General features: G+C 29.9%; 19 protein-coding genes and 1 other RNA gene. 16 read left to right on the top strand and 4 right to left on the bottom strand.

Annotation, left to right across the window (positions count from 1 at the left end; genetic code table 11):
• Window positions 1–99: 99 nt before the first annotated feature.
• From KPL51_RS03870 to KPL51_RS03895, 6 genes are all read left to right on the top strand, one after another.
• Entirely contained in the window at window positions 100–237 is a 138-nt protein-coding gene (locus tag KPL51_RS03870) for a hypothetical protein (protein ID WP_216157633.1), read from the top strand.
• Window positions 238–275: 38 nt separating this feature from the next.
• A complete protein-coding gene (locus KPL51_RS23325) occupies window positions 276–524 on the top strand; it encodes a sensor histidine kinase (RefSeq protein WP_224853720.1) in 249 nt (82 codons plus the stop codon).
• A gap of 162 nt (window positions 525–686) precedes the next feature.
• Complete coding sequence (locus KPL51_RS03880; protein WP_216157636.1) at window positions 687–887, top strand: helix-turn-helix transcriptional regulator; 201 nt, start codon at window positions 687–689, stop codon at window positions 885–887.
• Between the two features lie 2 nt (window positions 888–889).
• The gene (locus KPL51_RS03885) at window positions 890–1,333 is read left to right on the top strand and encodes a DUF2178 domain-containing protein (RefSeq protein WP_216157639.1); all 444 of its coding nucleotides are present in this window, start codon (window positions 890–892) and stop codon (window positions 1,331–1,333) included.
• A 53-nt stretch (window positions 1,334–1,386) separates the two neighbouring features.
• Window positions 1,387–2,097, top strand: a complete 711-nt coding sequence (locus KPL51_RS03890; RefSeq protein WP_216157642.1) for an ABC transporter ATP-binding protein — start codon at window positions 1,387–1,389, stop codon at window positions 2,095–2,097.
• Window positions 2,090–3,697: a hypothetical protein gene (locus KPL51_RS03895; RefSeq protein ID WP_216157645.1), complete on the top strand. Its 1,608-nt coding sequence runs from the start codon at window positions 2,090–2,092 to the stop codon at window positions 3,695–3,697. Before KPL51_RS03890 ends, KPL51_RS03895 begins: the two co-directional genes overlap by 8 nt.
• A 113-nt stretch (window positions 3,698–3,810) precedes the next feature.
• On the opposite strand, the gene KPL51_RS03900 is transcribed toward KPL51_RS03895, so the two are convergent.
• Window positions 3,811–5,091 carry a glycosyl hydrolase family 18 protein gene (locus KPL51_RS03900; protein WP_216157648.1) on the bottom strand — a complete coding sequence of 427 codons (1,281 nt, stop codon included), beginning with the start codon at window positions 5,089–5,091 and terminating at the stop codon, window positions 3,811–3,813.
• A 410-nt stretch (window positions 5,092–5,501) separates the two neighbouring features.
• Between KPL51_RS03900 and KPL51_RS03905 the strand changes: the two genes are divergently transcribed.
• Both KPL51_RS03905 and KPL51_RS03910 read left to right on the top strand, forming a co-directional pair.
• Complete coding sequence (locus KPL51_RS03905) at window positions 5,502–6,851, top strand: glucose-6-phosphate isomerase (protein ID WP_216157651.1); 1,350 nt, start codon at window positions 5,502–5,504, stop codon at window positions 6,849–6,851.
• 18 nt (window positions 6,852–6,869) lie between these two features.
• Window positions 6,870–7,310, top strand: a complete 441-nt coding sequence (locus tag KPL51_RS03910; RefSeq protein WP_216157654.1) for a YaiI/YqxD family protein — start codon at window positions 6,870–6,872, stop codon at window positions 7,308–7,310.
• A 120-nt stretch (window positions 7,311–7,430) separates the two neighbouring features.
• Here KPL51_RS03910 and KPL51_RS03915 read toward each other — a convergent pair whose 3' ends face one another.
• Entirely contained in the window at window positions 7,431–7,610 is a 180-nt protein-coding gene (locus tag KPL51_RS03915; RefSeq protein ID WP_216157658.1) for a hypothetical protein, read from the bottom strand.
• Window positions 7,611–7,894: 284 nt separating this feature from the next.
• On the opposite strand from KPL51_RS03915, the gene KPL51_RS03920 reads away from it, so the two are divergent.
• The 5 genes from KPL51_RS03920 (at window position 7,895) to ssrA (ending at window position 14,689) form a co-directional block, all read left to right on the top strand.
• Entirely contained in the window at window positions 7,895–9,901 is a 2,007-nt protein-coding gene (locus tag KPL51_RS03920) for a triple tyrosine motif-containing protein (RefSeq protein ID WP_216157661.1), read from the top strand.
• A gap of 144 nt (window positions 9,902–10,045) precedes the next feature.
• Window positions 10,046–10,762 (top strand): pseudouridine synthase, encoded by a 717-nt coding sequence (locus KPL51_RS03925; protein WP_216157664.1) that lies wholly within the window; start codon window positions 10,046–10,048, stop codon window positions 10,760–10,762.
• A 522-nt stretch (window positions 10,763–11,284) separates the two neighbouring features.
• Window positions 11,285–13,474, top strand: coding sequence for a ribonuclease R (rnr, locus tag KPL51_RS03930; protein WP_216157667.1), 2,190 nt, complete (start codon window positions 11,285–11,287; stop codon window positions 13,472–13,474).
• 176 nt (window positions 13,475–13,650) lie between these two features.
• The gene (gene smpB / locus KPL51_RS03935; protein ID WP_216157670.1) at window positions 13,651–14,118 is read left to right on the top strand and encodes an SsrA-binding protein SmpB; all 468 of its coding nucleotides are present in this window, start codon (window positions 13,651–13,653) and stop codon (window positions 14,116–14,118) included.
• Between the two features lie 218 nt (window positions 14,119–14,336).
• Window positions 14,337–14,689: a transfer-messenger RNA gene (gene ssrA, locus KPL51_RS03940) on the top strand.
• On the opposite strand, the gene KPL51_RS03945 is transcribed toward ssrA, so the two are convergent.
• Window positions 14,647–16,185, bottom strand: coding sequence for a recombinase family protein (locus KPL51_RS03945; protein WP_216157672.1), 1,539 nt, complete (start codon window positions 16,183–16,185; stop codon window positions 14,647–14,649). The two genes, ssrA and KPL51_RS03945, sit on opposite strands and share 43 nt — an antisense overlap.
• 443 nt (window positions 16,186–16,628) lie before the next feature.
• Entirely contained in the window at window positions 16,629–17,084 is a 456-nt protein-coding gene (locus KPL51_RS03950; protein WP_216157677.1) for a helix-turn-helix domain-containing protein, read from the bottom strand.
• A gap of 210 nt (window positions 17,085–17,294) precedes the next feature.
• Here KPL51_RS03950 and KPL51_RS03955 point away from each other — a divergent pair, with 210 nt between their 5' ends.
• From KPL51_RS03955 to KPL51_RS03960, 3 genes are all read left to right on the top strand, one after another.
• Complete coding sequence (locus KPL51_RS03955) at window positions 17,295–17,504, top strand: helix-turn-helix transcriptional regulator (RefSeq protein WP_216157679.1); 210 nt, start codon at window positions 17,295–17,297, stop codon at window positions 17,502–17,504.
• A complete protein-coding gene (locus KPL51_RS23930) occupies window positions 17,505–17,636 on the top strand; it encodes a hypothetical protein (RefSeq protein WP_263628210.1) in 132 nt (43 codons plus the stop codon).
• Between the two features lie 421 nt (window positions 17,637–18,057).
• On the top strand, window positions 18,058–18,939 hold the full coding sequence (locus tag KPL51_RS03960; RefSeq protein ID WP_216157682.1) for a putative phage replisome organizer: 882 nt from the start codon (window positions 18,058–18,060) through the stop codon (window positions 18,937–18,939).
• Window positions 18,940–19,073: the final 134 nt, after the last annotated feature.

Genomic DNA, 19,073 nt, shown 5'->3' on the forward strand with positions numbered 1-19,073 from the left:
CTGGCATAATTTTGCCAGTCTTTTTTATTTTTTGATTACTCTAATTAGAAAACTATAATGATTAAACTGTGCCTTTCTTGATTATAAAGGAAACAGCTCGTGGAAAAAATGTGGTCAATGGATTGCTTGGTAGTGAAATTCTTAGGGAAACTAATTAGTGTTAATATTATTCGTGATATTAAAGAAAGTTATTTAGTACCTAAGAACCCCAGGCCTTTAGGAGTGGGAGTTTCATAGAGTGGCTTAGAAGTAAGAATATCAACGAGCTAAATCTTATAAAAAGGGAAGGGCTTGTACTTTTAATTAAAAACGATGGTGTAAGCATATCAAAAGAGGACAAAGAAAAGATATTTTTACCTTTTTACCAGTGCGATGACTCCAGAAGTAAAAAGACAAGTAAGGGTGTGGGCCTTGGCCTCAGCATTGTTAATTTAGTGATAGACAAGCATAAGGGCGAAGTAAGGATATTCTCAGATGACAATAGTACAGTTTTTGCTTGCTGGATTCCACAAAAATTAAATTAAGAAATAGAATATAAAAAGTAGTACTTAAGTTTAAGCATAGCTGAGGGTTTTGAAACATATATAAAAACTTCTCAGTTTTTTTATTGTAAAGCTAACTTGACAAGATAATATTACCAGTGATATAATAATGTAAAGTTGACTTTACAATAGGAGGACAGGAAAATGAAAAATAAGTTAAAATTATTACGAGAAAATTTTGGATTTACTCAAGATCAGCTTGCAACGTTAGTAGATGTATCAAGACAAACTATAATTTCACTTGAGAGGGAAAAATATGATCCTTCAATCCAACTTGCATTTAAGTTATCTAATATATTCAGTTGTACAATTGAGGATATTTTTATTTTTAAGGAGGAAAATTAATTATGAATAGTAAAAAATTAAGTAGTGAAACTAGAGGTTCAATTGTTAATATTCTTATGGGATGCTTTGGAGTCTTATGTTACTTATATGGAAAAGAAAAGGGCATAAAAGGAGCGGAAAGTTTAACAGTTTTTGCAATATCAGTAACGTTAATAGGGGTTAGTATTTTGGTGATTTTAACTTCATCACATTTAAAAAAGTATCCATTAAAAAGTATTGGACGAGTAAATAAGGATGATGAAATGCTTGTAGCATTAAGGCAAAAAGCTTCTCATCGTGCCTTTCATGTAACCCTAATGATTATATTTGCCTTAGTTATGGTAACTGCTACTGGAATAATTAATTTAAATGTAAATCCATGTTACATTTTATTTGGGATATTGGTTTTAATGTACAGTTTAGATATTATATTTATTACTATATTTAGTAATAAAAGTATGAATTAATAAATGTTGTCTAAGGAATACTGTAAAATAGTAAGCTAGGGGAGGAAAATTAAGTGAAATTAATAATTGAAAGTATAGAAAAAAGTTATGGAGATAAGCAGGTGCTTAAAAAAGCATCCTTTACCTTTGAAAAGGGGAAGATATATGGACTATTAGGAAGAAATGGAGCAGGTAAAACAACTCTTTTTAACTGTATTAGCGGAGAAACTAAATATGAAAATGGCAGTGTTAGTATTATTGAAGATGGACAAGCAGCAAAGGAGATAGATTATAGAAAAGTAGGATATGTTTTTTCAGATCCAGTGATACCAGAGTTTTTAACTGGATATGAGTTTTTAAAATTTTATATTGATATTAATAAGGACAAAATCGAAAATTTACTTACAATAGATGAGTATTTTGACATTATAAAGATTAAGGAAGACGACAGATATCGTTTGATGAAGGGATACTCCCATGGAATGAAAAATAAAATGCAGATGGTTTGTCTTTTAATAACTCAGCCTGATGTAATTTTGCTAGATGAACCATTAACATCTTTTGATGTAGTGGTGGCTCTGGAAATCAAGAATTTGTTAAAGAAAATGAAAAGTGAGCACATTATTATTTTTTCAACTCATATTCTTCAACTGGCTACAGATTTATGTGATGAAATATTGGTTCTAAATAATTGCATTTTAGAAGAAGTGGATAGTGAAGTTCTAAAGAGTACTGAATTCGAAACAAAAATCATGGAGATTTTGAAGGAGAAGGATGATGTTTAACACATTTATAAATAGTTTTAAGGTATCTTTTGTAGAACAGGCGAATACCTTTATATATTTTCTTAAAAGGATACCCCTTGTGGGGAAAAAAATTCCCGATAATTTATATAAAAAAACCAGAGCTAAACTGATTATAGGGGTTATACGTGAGATTTTAGGAGTGTTTGGGGGAATCATAGGAAAAACTATATATTTAGGTATAATGATCATTTTACCTTCATATTTAATTACTAAAGATATAGCAAAGATGCAGCCTATTTTCATACATATACTTTTCTTTTTAAGTTTTGTTTTAGGACCAATTATAAAAAGTATAATTTTTGATGAAAACAATAAAGCTGCCTTTAATATGATAACCTTAATGAAGGCGGATGCGAGAGAATACTATCTTTCAGAGATAGTATATAGAAATATAACAGATTTTATATACTTTGTAATTCCAGTAATCATTATAGGATTAGTAATAGGATTTTCGCCTCTAAAAGCTGTCGCTATGGTTGCGGAATTAATAGCTTTAAAATTAATTGGCGAAGGTCTACAGCTCTTTATATATGATAAGACAGAAGTAATGCTCAAAAAGAAAGCAATATTAATATCGTTACTAGTTATTAGTGGACTTCTCCTTGCCTATGCATTGCCATTTTATGGTGTCATAATTAATTTTAATCCAATATTGTTTAATGTTTATGTGGCAATTATTATATTAGGTCTAGGAGCTGTAGCGTTTATATATTTATGGAAATATACAAAATATACACCTATTGCAAAGGTTTTATTAACTAAAGATAAATTATTTAATGTAGAAGCTATTAGAAAGGGAGCGGCTTTTGCAAATGTAAAATTAGATGAAAAAAATATGAGTAAAGAAGACTTAAACACAAAAAAATATAATGAAAAGCAAGGATATGAATATTTAAACTCATTATTTTTTCTTCGGTTTAGAAGAATAATGGTAAAACCTATAGAGAGAAGGGTTGCCATCATAGGTATTATATTCTTAATTGGTATCTATGTAGTATTTTTTATGCCGAGTAAAAAGATAATGCTAGTGACTGAAATTAAAAAAAGTATTCCGATATTAATATTCGTTATGTATATAATGTCAACGGGGGAAAGAATTTGCAAGGCCATGTTTTATAATTGTGATGCAGGATTATTACGATATGGTTATTATCGAGAGGGTAATGTAATTTTAGCCAATTTTACATCAAGGCTTAAGAGGGTAGTTATTCTCAATTTGATACCAGCTTTAACTTTATGTGCTGCTATAGTTTGCATTATATTAGCTAGTGGTTACGGCTACGATCTTACTGGAATGATACCGCTATTTTTGTGCATACTTTGCTTAGCTTGTTTTTTCTCAATACATCATTTGTTTATGTACTATGTTCTGCAGCCTTATACAGCAGAGTTAACGGTAAAAAGCCCACTATTTAAAATCGTGAATATGGTTATGTATTTTGTTTGCTATGCATGTCTTCAAATTAAGACACCCCCATATTATTTTACTGTAGGGATTATTATAACAACTATTGTATATATGGGCATGGCTTTGATTTTAACCTATAGAGTGGCGCCAAGAACTTTTAAGTTAAAATAGAGAATTCTAACAAAAGGATATGTTGCGAGGAAATCATTCCAGTAACATACCCTTTTAGTTAAAGCATAATCTGAGAAAAACTTGATAATTTGAGCTTGAAATTAGATTTTTAACTAAAGTAATTTTTTTATATCGAATAGTGAATTTTGAACCAGCCAAGCTTGAGGGAAGTATTTTCCCACTGTCCAATAACTAACTCCACCTAAATTATAAGCATTAGCAGTCCTAAACTTAGCATCTATACTTCTAGCATCTTCAAACCAAACTACATGTCTTTTCCCATCAGTATCATAATAGTTAAAAAATGGTGCTTGCGAGATATAGTCATATTGAATAGATGCAAATACTTTTCTGGCAAGGTCTACGGCTTCTACATTACCAAGTGCAGTTGCTTTAGTTCCTTTCACATAAGGTAGTGTCCAATCATAACCATAATTAGGTATTCCCATAAAAATCTTTTTACTTGGGATTACTGTTACAGCATAATCAAGAATTTTTTTAACTTGGTTAATAGGCGCCACTGCCATTGCAGGACCAGAAGTATATCCCCATTCATAAGTCATCAGTATAACATGGTCAGCTAGTGCACCATGAACTGGATAATCATGTGCTTCGTAGAGTAGGCCCTTCAGATCACCAGAAGTTTTAGGAGCCAAGGCTGTAGTAACAACATAGCCTAAAGGTCTTAGTTTACTTACTGTTTTACGCAGAAAATTATTATATTTTTCTCTATCTTCTGGGAAAACGTATTCTATATCCATATCTAAACCGTAATAATTTTTATTTTTTAATGTAGTAGTTATGTTATCTAATAATGTGTTTTGTACTTTTTCATCAGTAAGTATAGTATTGGCTAGGTTACTATCAAATCCCCCACCCTCTTTTAAATTGGTAATTACCATCATAGGAGCTACTTTAGCACTCCTAGCGGCTTGTATTAGTGGGGCATCATTAATACCTTTTAGAGTGCCGTTTGCAAGTATCTGATAGCTGAATATACTAAGGTAAGTAAGACTGGGAAGAGTTTTTGCTAGAACAGCCATATCTGTAGTAGGAAGAGCATAACCATTAGCTTCAAGGGAACCTAATTTTTGCGTAGATGATGGTATTATAATAATTTCACCAGGATAAATTAATGGAGTATTTTTAAGTTTAGGATTTGCAGTAAGTAAATCAGAAACTGTTACACCATACATTTTAGCTATCATGTAAAGTGATTGACCAGGAAGGATTTTATGTGATCTTGTGCCTTCAAGTACTACAATGGTTTGACCTACCACAAGGTCATTTGGGTTTGTAAGCTCATTATCAGAAGCAATTTTATTATATGAAACTCCATATAGTTTAGAGATTCCATATAAGCTTTCACCGCTTTTTACAACATGAATAATCAAAAAAAATCACACCTCATTTAGTAATATACTTCAATATATGCAACATAATGCATGTGAGTACATCCTATCTCATTTTTAATTTAAAATTCAAAGATCATTAGAATATATATATTGTACACAGAAAATACTAAAGATAGTAAGTGAATGGATTTGATAATTTTGTAATGTTTTTATTTTAGTTAAATATATAAGTTTAGGCAATTTTAATAACATTATATGTAATAAGTACTATATTATATTTAAAAACTTGATTTATCTAATGGAATAAACTAAAATTATTGTATGTTGTTTTATTAATTTAACGTATAAGTGAATAGAAGTTTATAATTTTTATCTACTAAATAAAAATATAAAGAGCAAATCAGTGGTTAATTGTTTCACTGTAGTGAAACAAACAAGGAGGAATATTAATGGAAAAAATTTTATCTTTAGATCTAAGCAAAACAGTTCCCTATTTAGGTGAGCATGAAGTTTCTTATTTTCAACCAATGGTGTCTACAGCACACAAAATGCTTATGGATAAATCAGGCCAAGGAAATGATTTTTTAGGATGGATAGACCTTCCTATAAACTATGATAAAGCAGAATTCGAAAGAATTAAAAAAGCAGCAAAAAAAATAAGAAGTAATTCTGAGGTCTTAATAGTAATTGGAATAGGCGGATCTTACCTAGGAGCTAGAGCGGCTATAGAAGCATTAACGCATAGCTTTTACAACAGTCTTTCAAACGACAAAAGAAAATCTCCAGCAATATTTTTTGCAGGAAATAATATAAGCTCTACATATATGGCTGATTTACTTGATGCTGTAGAAGGAAAAGATATTTCTGTAAATGTAATATCAAAATCAGGAACTACAACAGAACCTGCTATTGCTTTTAGAGTATTCAAAGAACTATTAGAAAAGAAATACGGAAAAGAAGGAGCAAAAGAAAGAATTTTTGCTACTACTGATAAATCAAAAGGAGCTTTAAAAAAATTAGCAGATGTAGAAGGCTATGAAACTTTTGTTATTCCAGATGATGTAGGAGGAAGATTTACAGTATTAACTCCTGTAGGATTACTTCCAATAGCAGCAGCAGGAATAGATATTGATGAAATGATGAAGGGTGCAGCAGATGCAAGAATAGCATATAGCAATGAAGATATAAATGAAAATGATTGTTATAAGTATGCAGCAGCTAGAAATGCATTATATAGAAAAGGTAAGGTTACAGAAATTTTAGTTAACTATGAGCCAGCGCTTCAATATTTTGGAGAATGGTGGAAACAGCTTTATGGCGAAAGCGAAGGAAAGGATCAAAAGGGAATATTCCCAGCAGCTGTTAATTTCTCTACAGATTTGCATTCTATGGGACAATATATCCAAGAAGGTGTGAGAAATATATTTGAAACAGTTATCAATGTAGAAAAGCCAAGAAGAGAATTCATAATTAAAGAGGAAAAGGGCGATTTAGATGGATTGAACTTTTTAGCAGGCAAAACTATGGATTTTGTTAATAAAAAAGCTTTTCAAGGAACAGTACTTGCACATAATGATGGAGATGTACCTAATATTATATTAAATGTACCAACACTCACAGCATATAATTTTGGTCATATGGCTTATTTCTTTGAAAAAGCTTGTGCAATAAGTGGATATTTGTCAGGTGTAAATCCATTTGATCAACCGGGAGTTGAAGCATATAAGAAGAATATGTTTGCTCTTCTTGGAAAATCAGGATATGAAGAAACTAAAGCAGAACTTGAAAAAAGACTTTAGAAAAATGAGAAAACACATATGAGAATTATAGTAGATGCAGATGGGTGTCCTGGAAAAAATCTAATAGAAAAAGCAGCTGTAGAGCACTGTGTAGAGCTTATTATGTATTGTGATATTAATCATGTTTTAAGTAGTGATTATGCGCAAATAAGGTATGTGGATAGCGGATTTCAAAGTGTTGATATGAAAGTAGCTAATGAAGCAAAACCTAAGGATATAGTAATTACTCAAGATTTTGGTGTTGCCGCTATGGTTTTAGCTAAAGGAGCCTATGCTATGGGACCTAAAGGACATATATATGACGATAGTAATATTGATAAATTATTATTTGAAAGACATATGTCTGGAAAATTAAGACGTAGTGGGGGTAAAACCTTTGGTCCTAAAAAAAGAACCTCAGAAGATGATGAAAAACTTTATTATAATTTAGTTAAATTGATTATAAAGGCTAAGTCATAGCATGAGTATGATTGCTATATAATATTTAAAATATATAAAGGGACTAGTAATGAAAATTACTAGTCCCTTTATAAAATTTAGAGGGCTAAATGGTTAAGGATTGTTTAACTCTCTAAAAAATTAATCAGTATCTTTTAGCTGTTGCATATCAACACTATTTTTAAGAGAATCAGGAAATAGTGCACCATTATTTAGGCTTTCTAGCATAGGATAACCATTTTTATTTTTTTTATCAATTGTTACATTTTCTTTTTTATATGGATAATCTGGATTATAATGGTCTAGTTTTTCATCTGACATAATAGTTCTCCTTCCTTCAATTATTTAAAATCTATATCTATAATAGTTTTACCCTATTATTAAATTTTATAATAACAAATTTAATGCCATAAAAAGATATAAAATTTAAAATAAGATTGTTTTAAAATAAAATCATGAGTGTTTATGTCTATAAAAAAAAGGTTGAAATCGGATTATATGCTGTTACAAATAATGGTAATATAGTATAATATATCAGTATAGACAGTGATTTTTATAAAAATTTTTCTAGCATATAGCTTATTTATAAAGGTAGGTGAATTTATATGAATGAAATGAATATATTATTTAGTACAGAAAATATTCAAGAAAAACAAAAAGAAATAGTAATAAGTGTTGAAAATGAAGTAGAGGATAATTTAAGCTATAAGTTTCTTATAGGTTTAAAGGGTACCTGGACCACTTTAAAGGATTTAAGTGAAGCTAGTGCAGCTATATGGAAACCGGATACAGAGGATAAGTATTCTATAATGGTACAAGCTAAACGAAAAGAAAGTAAAAAGCCCTTTGATTTTATTTCAAAAACAGAATATACAGTGGGTACTGTTTGTGAAAAGCTAATAAGTGAAATTTACATAGACAAAAATGAGATAAGGGTAGGTGAGAAAATCACCTTAACAGTAGATTCCACAAAAATTCCTATTATGTATAGATATTGGGTACATGAAGATGATAATTGGTTACTTTTAAAGGATTATTCAACAGAAAATGTGCTAACTTGGGCTTCAAAACATTCGGGTAAGCAGGAGTTTTTGGTAGAATGTAAGGATTTAGATTCTAAAAATTCTTTTGATGATTTTATGAAAATAGAGTTTAATGTAAAAGCTATGAAATCCTTAGAAATTATGAACTTTGAATGTTTGACTGAAGACATATTTGAAGATAGGGAATTAGTTTTTGAGGTGGGTGCGAACTATGAAGATAACAGGATGGTTTTATACAAATTCGTGAAAATTAATTCTGATGGAAATAGCACTTGTATACAAGATTTTTCTACTAAAAAATTAGTCGGTTATGTTGAAGAAAATAGTGGGGATTATAAGCTGTTATGTATGGCAAAGGATATGTATTCTCTGCTTGAATTTGATGATAGAGCATTAATTCATTATACCGTAAAGCCATATGAAGAAATAAATATACAAAGTTTCACTAGTGACTTAAGTTCGCCTCAGTTATGTGATACACCTATTATTTTCAAGTGCATTGTTAGAGGTGGAAAACATTTATTGTATAAATTCGAGGTTAATGGAATTTGTCCGGAGAACTCTGGTTATATTAGAAAAAATAATTATATATGGAGACCTAAAGAAGCAGGAGAGTATAGTGTTTCACTATGGGTTAAGGATGTATCATTTAAGGGAGAATATGAGAAAAAAGCTTGTTTAAACTTTATAATTGATAATATAGGTAATGGAAATGTAGTTATTGAAGATGTTATTTTAGATAATAAAAACATAGTATTAGTAGGACAGGCTATTCATGTAAAAGTTAAAGCTACAGGAGGAACTTCATTAAGATATGGGTTTACGGTTTTTCAAAATGATAGTGAAATAGAAAGAATTGAATATGGAATCTTTGACTTTGTGGATTTTACTCCGGAAGAAAGTGGTAAATTCAAATTAGAGGTAAAAGTAAAAGATAAATATTCCAAGCGTGAATTTGATTGCCACGCAGTGGTATATATTGAAGCATTAGAATGTATACCAGCTAAAATAGATTATGTCTTAATGCCGCCAAAAGAATATTACATGGTTGGAGATACTATTGCGCTTCAAGTGATCTCTGAAAACACTAGAAATATTCTTATTAATTATGTTTTGAAAATAAATGGTCATTACGTGGAACAAACTAATTTTGTACAACATATGAATTATGAACTTAAACCTAAATGCAGTGGAACCTATTCAATAGAGCTTAGAGCAAAAAACAAATCTAGTGCAGAGGCATATGATAGTATGAAGGAAATAGAAATAGAAGTGCATGAGACTCTGCCCATAACAAATACAAAGATTTTATGTGATAAAACAAGCTTTATTGCTAACGAAGCAATAACATTTATGGCAGAAAATCATGGGGGCAAAGATGTTATATATGAGTTCTATCTTATGGAAAAAGGGGACTGGGCATTGGCACAAAGCTTTAGCAGAAAAAATGACTACACATTTATGCCATTTACTAAAGGTATTTATAAAATACTAGTTTTATCAAAAAATTTTTATAAGAGTATTTCATATGAAGATTATGATATAATGGAGATAAAAGTAGTAGAATAAATTAAAAACAGCTCTTTAAGGCTGTTTTTTTTATGAGAAAAGGGTTTATACTAACAATATACAATGGCTATTTTGTATGTTGTATTTTGTGAACTGAAGGTTTAAGAAACAAGTGCACTAGATATTTTAAGGAGATGAATATAAATGGAAAGAATAGATAAAATATTGTCCAATTTAGGTCATGGAACAAGGAAAGAAGTAAAGGGGTTATTAAAGAAGGGCAGAGTAGAGGTTGATGGAGTATTAGCATCTGATAGTGCTATGAAGATTAATCCAGATAAGTCTGTAATTAAGGTAGACGGCGAAGAGATTAGATATAGAAAAAATATATATTTAATTATGAATAAACCAGCTGGAGTTATTTCTGCTACTGTAGATAATCATGATGAAACTGTAATTGATTTAATAGATGAGCAGTACCATGCTTTTAAACCATTTCCAATAGGAAGACTGGATAAAGATACAGTAGGATTATTACTAATTACTAATGATGGTGAATTAAATCATAAGTTAATAGCGCCTAAGAATCATGTAGATAAGGTATATTATGCTGAAATCAATAAATTTATAGATGCGACGGATATAGCTACCTTCAAAAGAGGAGTAGTGATAGATGATGGATATAAATGTATGCCTGCAATACTCAAAGTATTAAATGCAGATGAAAATGGATCTGAAGTTATGATTACTATTCAAGAAGGTAAATTTCATCAGGTAAAGAGAATGTTTGAAAGTGTAGATAAGAAAGTTGTATTTTTGAGAAGAACTAGTTTTGGACCATTAAAATTAGATGAAAATTTAGCTGAGGGACAATACAGGGAACTTTCAGAAGAAGAGCTAAATTCATTAAAATTGGTTTAATTAAGTCAATAATATAATAGTATACATAAAACATGAATAAAATATGAATAAAATACCACTATTTTAAAAATTATTTACAAAAAAACATTAAAAACCCCTTGCAAAATTAAGCTAAGTTTAATATAATTAAAGAGTAAAGATAAATAGAGAGATAAATAGCCCCCTTTTTATTTATTATAAAACAGCCCAACCCCAAGGGCTGTTTTATTTTGCAAAAAAAAGTCGATTTCTGTGAAGAATTGTTTATATAATATATTTCGACAAAACGCCCACATTAAATAGAACTATTTAATGTGGGCATTTTTTAATGTATAATTGGGAACAATACAATTAAAGTATATACTAGAGGTATGTTTTGCATTATAATAAAAGTGAGCAATTATAGAAATAAATGAATATATTAGCACAGCATATTATGAAGGGTTAAAGTAATAATGAATATTTTTTAGGGGAATTCAAAAAAATATAATAATACAAAAAAATATAGTATTAATATAAAAATTAAGCAGGAGGGAAAATCGTATGGAGATAAAAGAAACATTGATAAGTCTTATGACAGAACAAGCATATAAACCAATGAATATAAAAGAACTTTCAAAAATGTTCCATATTAATAAATCAGATATAAAAGAGTTTACTGATTTATTATCTGAAATGGAGAAAAGCGGAGAAATAGTTAAAACACGAACGCAGCATTATGGTATTCCAGAAAAGATGGGTCTTGTAATTGGTAAATTTCAAGGTCATCAAAGAGGATTTGGATTTGTAATAGCGGAAGTTGAAAGACCGGATATATTTATTCCAGCAGATAATGTGAATGGCGCAATGAATGGTGATAAAGTTCTTGCTAAAATCTTAAAAGAAGAAAATAAAGGTAAGAAATGTGAAGGTGAAATTACAAGAATAATAGAAAGATCCAATAAAACAATAATAGGAACATATGATGACAGCAAAAACTTTGGTTTTGTAGTAGCAGATGACAAGAGGATTGCTCAGGATATATTCATTCCGAAAGCGGAAAGAAATGGTGCTAAAACAGGTCAAATAGTAATAGCTGAAATAACTGAGTGGCCAGAACAAAGAAGAAATCCTGAAGGGAGAATTATTGAAATCCTAGGCGATAAAGGAGATCAAGGCATTGATATATTAACTATAATTAAAAAGCATAAGCTGCCAGAAGAGTTTCCACAAAAGGTTGAAGATTTTGCAGCCAATATAGTTGAAGAAATCCCAAAAGAAGAATATGCACGAAGAACAGATTTAAGAAATCTGCAAATGGTAACTATCGATGGAGAAGATGCTAAAGATTTAGATGATGCTGTGTCTATTGAAGTTTTAGCTAATGGCAACTATCGTTTAGGAGTACATATAGCGGATGTTTCTAATTATGTAAAGGAGAAAAACCCACTGGATATAGAAGCACTAAACAGAGCTACTTCTGTATACTTAATTGATAGGGTTATTCCAATGCTTCCTAAAAAATTATCCAATGGAGTTTGTAGCTTAAATCCTAAATTAGATAGGTTGGCTCTTACTTGCTTTATGGAAATAGACAAAAGTGGTAAAACAGTAGATCATGAGATAGTAGAGTCAGTTATAAAAACTAATGAAAGAATGACTTATACTGATGTTACAAAAATACTAAGGGATAAAGATGAAGAAACAATAAAAAAATATGATTATTTGTATGAAGATTTTAAACATATGGAAGATTTATGCTCAATTCTTAATAAAAAGAGAATGGGAAGAGGTGCCATAGATTTTGATTTCACAGAGTGTAAAATAATACTAAATGAATTTGGAAAACCTGTAGATATTGTACCTTATGAAAGAGGAACTGCTAATAGAATCATTGAGGAATTTATGTTAATAGCTAATGAAACAGTAGCTGAGCATATGTTCTGGCTTAATGTACCATTTGTATACAGAATCCATGAGGATCCAGATGAAGAGAAACTAATACACTTTAGCGAATTTGCACATAATTTAGGTTATGCTATGAAGTGGGGAAAAGAGATACATCCTAGAATGCTTCAGGAAGTAATAGCAAGTGTAAAAGGAAAGAAAGAAGAGATGGTTCTAAGTACACTGTTACTTCGTTCTATGATGAAAGCAAAATATTCCCCAGAATGTGTTGGGCATTTTGGTTTGGCATCTAAATATTATTGCCATTTTACTTCACCGATTAGAAGATATCCAGACCTCATGATTCATAGAATAATTAAAGAAGTTATTAATGGTGGCTTAAGCGAAAAAAGAACAGAAAGATTAAAAAAAGAAGTAGAGATAGCATCAAAACAATCTTCAGATATGGAAAGAGTAGCTATGGAAGCTGAGAGAGAAGTAGATGACTTAAAGAAAGCAGAGTACATGAATGAAAGAATTGGTCAAGAATTTGAAGGCATTATTTCTTCAGTAACTAACTTTGGATTGTTTGTGGAACTTCCTAATACTGTAGAAGGATTAGTTCATATGAGCAGCTTAGATGATGATTATTATGTTTTTGATGAAAGACATTTAACCCTTGTTGGAGAGAGAACTAAGAAAATGTATAAATTAGGAGAAGCAGTAAAAATCGTAGTTAGTAAGGTTGATTTAGCTTCCCATGAAGTTTATTTTGATATACTTAAAGCTGAAGATGAGGAAGAAGACAATGAAGAATATACGGTTAAGGATTTAGATGAACTTATAAAGGACGATTCTACAAAATAAGGACAATATATAGTAGAACAATAGAAAAATGAAAATACAGAAGAGGATTACCCCTCTTCTGTTTATTATTTATTGTTATGGGGATATAGGTAGTGGGAGAATAATCTATATATTCTTGAAAAAGAGTACAGTATATAGTATAATAATATATTAATAAGAATAAAGTAGGTGAAGTTATGTCAAAGGAAACAGGAAATAAAACACTAGTAGAAAATAGAAAAGCAAGACATGATTATTTTATAGAGGATGCAATGGAAGCTGGTATAGAACTTGTTGGTACAGAGGTAAAGTCTATTAGAGCTGGAAAGGCAAATTTGAAAGACAGTTATGCAGATGTTATAGATGGTGAAGTATTTATTAAAAATATGCACATAAGCCATTATGAAAATGGAAATCAATTTAATGCTGATCCATTAAGAGTCAGAAGGTTATTGCTTCATAAAGAGCAAATAAGTAGACTTGTAGGATTTACAGCGCAAAAGGGTTTTACTCTAGTTCCATTATCTCTTTACCTTAAAAACACCAAAGTTAAAGTTAATCTTGGTATTGTTCGAGGTAAGAAAGATTATGATAAAAGAGATGCGATGCTTGAAAAAGATGCTAAGAGAGACATGGCTAGGCAGTTCAAGGAAAGTATGAGATAATAAGCAGCAATACACTTAAATTCCATAATATTAGCACTTGATAAAGCACCTAATATAGTGTATTATTAGGTACATAGACAGTAGGATATGAAAAACTGAGTTATAGTTTATTTATAACAGTTTTTTAAATTAGTAAATATAAATTGCGTTATAAATATGCAATAAGCTTCATATATTATTGCATTGCAAGAGATTTGAATTAAATCTTTTGACAATACGGGGGCGTACTTGGTTTCGACGGGGGTACGTTGCATCGAGGAAGCGAGCCGGGGGAACCTATGGACCCGCGTAAACAACTATAGGGACAATTTAAACGCAAACGATAATTTAGCACTAGCAGCTTAGTTCTGCTACGTCTTACCTTTGATTACCGCGACTTAGGATAGGGCGCCGACAGCGGTGAACCGAGTCTGGGAAAGCTTTGACCTGGAAACGGAAAATATGAAGCTACCAAAACTAAAACCCGGCCAGTAGGGGCTTAGTAGAGGGAATTTTAAAGTATTGGCTACGCTCGTAGATGCCTAGGTGTTATGGCTTTCGGACAGGGGTTCGACACCCCTCGCCTCCACCAACCATATCACTGTCCGCATTCTTGTTGCTACTACTAGGTTCAACCTTGTAAGTAACATCAATGCGGTCAACATAGATTATTATTTTATGTACAAATGTTTCAATGACTTTCCTTTTAGCTATTGGATCCTCTACTTCGAGGTTTTCCATTGATGCTAGGAGGAATTTTTTTATTTTCTTTTCATCAAGCCAAGAATAGTCTTTATTTTTAAGAACTGACTGTTTTTGTATTATATCATTTAGTTGCATTTCCAATTCGTTTGTTTTTTTAGCTAGTAATACTTTAGAAATTTTACCATCAAAAGCCATATCGAAAGCCATATCGATTTTGGTTTGAATAGATTTATTTTGTTTAATAAGAGATTTGTTTTCTTTTTCAGTAGAAGAATTTATTTCTTTTAATTTTATATATATCCCACAGGTGATTTTATTTATAGCTTCATTGTTAAAAATATTTTCTTTCAATTGTGCTATAACATAATTCTCAATAATATCCTGTCTTATATTTTTATTACTGCAAGTATGACTTCTTTTATTTGTACAGGAGTAAATAGGATATTTTTTGCCGTTTCTGCCTGGGACATAGCCAGCACCTACATAAGAAGCTCCACATTCTCCACATTCAATTTTGCCCGTAAGCAAATAAAATCTCTTCTGATTCATTCTAGGACCTACCTTCTTTCCATCCATTTTAGATTTAACAACTAGAAAATCTTCTTTAGATATTATAATTGGAATAGCATCTTCAATTCTAATAATTTCAGCATCATCTTTATATTTATGATTATCCTTTTTAGAGAGTCGCTTATTAAAGATATAAGTTCCAGTATATTTTTCATTTAGAAGTATATCTCTTATGCTGCCTTTAGTAAATAACCTTCCCAATTTTGTACACTGTCCATGGTCATTGAGATTTTGTGCTATTATTCCATAACCATTACCGGCAATATACATTTTAAATATTTTTTTTACTATTTCAGCTTCTTTATCATTTATTATATAAGTCTTATCAGTAGAAACATCATATCCAGTAGGTGCCATGCCTCCATTATGTTTACATTGTAAAGCGGTTTCTTTCATGCCTTTCATTACTTCTCTAGCTAAATTTTTAGAGTAGTACTCAGCCATGCCCTCTAATACTGACTCTAAGATAATACTTTCAGGTGAATCATCAAGATTTTCTAAAACTGAAACTACCCTAACATCATTATCTCTTAATAGTTTTTTATAAATTGCACTGTCATATTTACTTCTAGTAAAACGGTCTAGTTTATGGACTATGCATATATTGAATGTGCGGTTTGAACTATCATCTATCATATCTAAAAAACCCTTACGGTTATCATTGGTACCTGTTTTAGCTTCATCCGTATATATTCTAATTAAAGAATAGTTATTTCGTGAACAGTATTCTCTTATAGCTCTAACCTGGGCATCAATTGATTCTTCCCTTTGATTATCAGAACTGTATCTACAATAAGCAACTGCTTTTATCATATTGTTCACATTCCTCTCTATATGAATTGGTAATCATGCTGAATCGTTGCTTCAATGAGAAACAAATTTGTCCTAATGTTACTTGGTATAATTCAGCTTTATCAAATATAATTTTGCTTAGATTTAAAGCAAAATAGTTGGATTATTTTTCAAAATTTTATCATTTATTATAAAAGTATTACTAATATCAATACGTATCAGGTTATATTCTAGTTTATCTCTTAAATAAAATAGCTCATAATTTAAGACTAAGTTATTTCTTATAATAATTTTATTAAGTCCAATAATATAAATTCAATTCTCCTCAAATAACATAAGGTTAGGTTTTTGGGTTTCAAAAACTTCTATATCTATTTAATTGAAAATATCAAAGGCTCATTTGCACTGTAAATATCAAATATTCCAATTATTATTTGAATAATCTAATCCATTATGGCGCTTACTTATTTTTTATATTTATAGCTTACCATTTTCATTTGTTCTAAAAGAGCATTTCCAAATTCCAAGACCTCATCATCCGATAATTTGTTAACATTAAAGCCTCCTGCAGAAAAAATTTTATGCTTACTTATATAATATCTAGTTTCAATAGGATCTGTAAACACTTCTGGAATAATTTCTAAAGTAGTAGTTAATTGCTCTGGTTTATGTTTTTCATTTTCATGATTGTCTTCTCCAAGGCCTAATTCTTCAAAAAAATCTAACTGGTTTTTGAAAAGTTCATCAACTGAAATACCTAGTGCTTTTGCAATGTTATTTAAAGCATCAATAGATGGATTTGTTTTAATTCCTTTTTCTATGTTGCTTAAGTAACTTCCACTGATATCAGATTTTTTGGCTAATTCGTTCAATCCTAATTTTCTCGATTTTCTTATCCGCTTTATGTTATCTCCCAGCATTTTTAATTCCTCCGTTTTATATTATCTCTTAGAACACATATTAATCTATTGGATAATGAAAGTCAAAGGAATTTGAAGCAAATCAATGAAAAACATCCCGTGGATAATGATATACTCTATCAACTGCTATCTGAGGGATATTTATGATTTGATATCCAACAGATAATAGAATATTATTATCTCATGGATAATAAATTAGGGGGTGTCAAATTGAATAAAATTAAATTTTACAGGAAAAATATGGGGTTAACAGTTTATAAAGTAGCTGAAATGTGCGGTTTAACAGCAAGTTATATTTCGAATTTAGAAAATAATAATAGAAGGAATCCATCTAGAGAAGTAATGCAAAAAATATCGAATGTGCTTTGTGAAAGTGTACAGTCAATATTTTTTCCGGATGATAAAAAGGAGTGTAGTTAAATGTTAAAGACTATAACTCTTAATAGAAAAACTGGACTAATCATTAAAGTAAAGATAGAAGAAGGTAATCAAAAAATTGATTATTCAGGACTCATAAATTCGTTAGCTGAAAAATATTCGAAAGAGAAATAGCCTAAAAAGCTAATTAAATTCTTTTCTAAATTTTAAAATTCAATAAATATAAAGTGAAAATGGTACTAAGTTATAAATTGAAGTTCAATTATGTAGCGGTAGTATTTAGAGATTATCTATATATATATAGAAACATTTAATTTATATATAAAGAAAAACATGCTAAGAAAAAAAAGAATAGTGTCAAACATCCTAGTGATGAAGAGTTTCAATAATAGTGAATGATAACAGATGATTTAAAGGAAGGTGAAAATGGAAAAAAGCAATAATGTAAAAACACAAAAAAAGGTTAGACTATATTTTTATAGCTACCCAGTAGCAGGAACTATAAAAAAATATCTATCTGTATAAAAAAGAACCCTTTACAGAGGGTCCAGGTAAACATTCAATAACATTATAACATACGAGGGAGATATAAAAAATGAGTGATAATAAAAAATATTATTATCTGAAATTAAAAGACAATTTTTTTGACAGTGAAGAAATGAAAATTGTTAAGGCAATGGATAATGGATATGAATATGCTTGCATTTTATTAGAAATGTACCTTAAATCACTTAAAAATGATGGTAAGTTAATCTTTCAGGATACAATACCATATAATCCTAAAATGTTATCAATCGTACTAGGACATAATATAGCGATTATAGAAAAAGCGATTAAGATATTTGATGAGCTCAATTTAATAGAATTGTTAGAAAGCGGAGAAATATTTATTCTTAATATTCAATGTTATATCGGTAAAAGTAGTACAGAAGCTGATAGAATAAAGACTTATAGAAAATCTATAGAAGATAAAAAATTATTACAACTAAGTGAAAATACTGAAGGTGTACAAATGTACGACAAATGTACACCAAAGAAAGAGATAGAGATAAAGAAAGAGAAAGAGATAGAGAAAGAGATAGAGATAGAGATAAAGAAAGAGAAAACTTTTTCATCTGATTCGGATGAATACAGATTATCTACATTTCTATGGGAATATATTAAAAATAATAATGAACAAGCAAAAGAACCTAATATGCAGAAATGGTCAAAAGTATTTGATTTAATTCTAAGATTAGATAAAAAAACAATTGACGATATTAAAAAATTAATAATATTTAGTCAAAAACATGAGTTCTGGTATAAAATCATCTTATCACCAGGCAAACTAAGGCAACATTATGAGACATTAATATTACAAATGAAAGAGCCTAAATATGTGAGTAACAAAAATAAAAGTAATTTTGTGGAAAATTGTATGACAAGAGATTATGACTATGATCTTTTAGAAAAGAAGTTATTGGGGTGGGCTAATTAAGAAGAACATCTTTACTTAAAGGAAATTTCATAATACGTAGTGATAATTTATTCAATAACTGGAAGCACTTAGTGAACGTCGGTATATACAGTTTTATTAGAACATTATATTTATTGATAGCATAAAAAAATAAA

Origin of the sequence: Clostridium bowmanii, assembly GCF_018861315.1 — a bacterium.
Classification (GTDB): domain Bacteria; phylum Bacillota; class Clostridia; order Clostridiales; family Clostridiaceae; genus Clostridium_AD; species Clostridium_AD bowmanii.

Excerpts from the sequence above, each read along its gene's own strand:
- KPL51_RS03885 (WP_216157639.1), top strand. The coding sequence starts at position 890 with ATGAATAGTAAAAAATTAAGTAGTGAAACTAGAGGTTCAATTGTTAAT.
- KPL51_RS03920 (WP_216157661.1), top strand. The coding sequence starts at position 7,895 with ATGAATGAAATGAATATATTATTTAGTACAGAAAATATTCAAGAAAAA.
- KPL51_RS03895 (WP_216157645.1), top strand. The coding sequence starts at position 2,090 with ATGTTTAACACATTTATAAATAGTTTTAAGGTATCTTTTGTAGAACAG.
- KPL51_RS03925 (WP_216157664.1), top strand. The coding sequence starts at position 10,046 with ATGGAAAGAATAGATAAAATATTGTCCAATTTAGGTCATGGAACAAGG.
- KPL51_RS23930 (WP_263628210.1), top strand. The coding sequence starts at position 17,505 with ATGTTAAAGACTATAACTCTTAATAGAAAAACTGGACTAATCATTAAA.
- KPL51_RS03910 (WP_216157654.1), top strand. The coding sequence starts at position 6,870 with ATGAGAATTATAGTAGATGCAGATGGGTGTCCTGGAAAAAATCTAATA.
- smpB (WP_216157670.1), top strand. The coding sequence starts at position 13,651 with ATGTCAAAGGAAACAGGAAATAAAACACTAGTAGAAAATAGAAAAGCA.
- KPL51_RS03880 (WP_216157636.1), top strand. The coding sequence starts at position 687 with ATGAAAAATAAGTTAAAATTATTACGAGAAAATTTTGGATTTACTCAA.
- KPL51_RS03905 (WP_216157651.1), top strand. The coding sequence starts at position 5,502 with ATGGAAAAAATTTTATCTTTAGATCTAAGCAAAACAGTTCCCTATTTA.
- KPL51_RS03915 (WP_216157658.1), bottom strand. The coding sequence starts at position 7,610 with ATGTCAGATGAAAAACTAGACCATTATAATCCAGATTATCCATATAAA.
- KPL51_RS03960 (WP_216157682.1), top strand. The coding sequence starts at position 18,058 with ATGAGTGATAATAAAAAATATTATTATCTGAAATTAAAAGACAATTTT.
- rnr (WP_216157667.1), top strand. The coding sequence starts at position 11,285 with ATGGAGATAAAAGAAACATTGATAAGTCTTATGACAGAACAAGCATAT.
- KPL51_RS03945 (WP_216157672.1), bottom strand. The coding sequence starts at position 16,185 with ATGATAAAAGCAGTTGCTTATTGTAGATACAGTTCTGATAATCAAAGG.
- KPL51_RS03950 (WP_216157677.1), bottom strand. The coding sequence starts at position 17,084 with ATGCTGGGAGATAACATAAAGCGGATAAGAAAATCGAGAAAATTAGGA.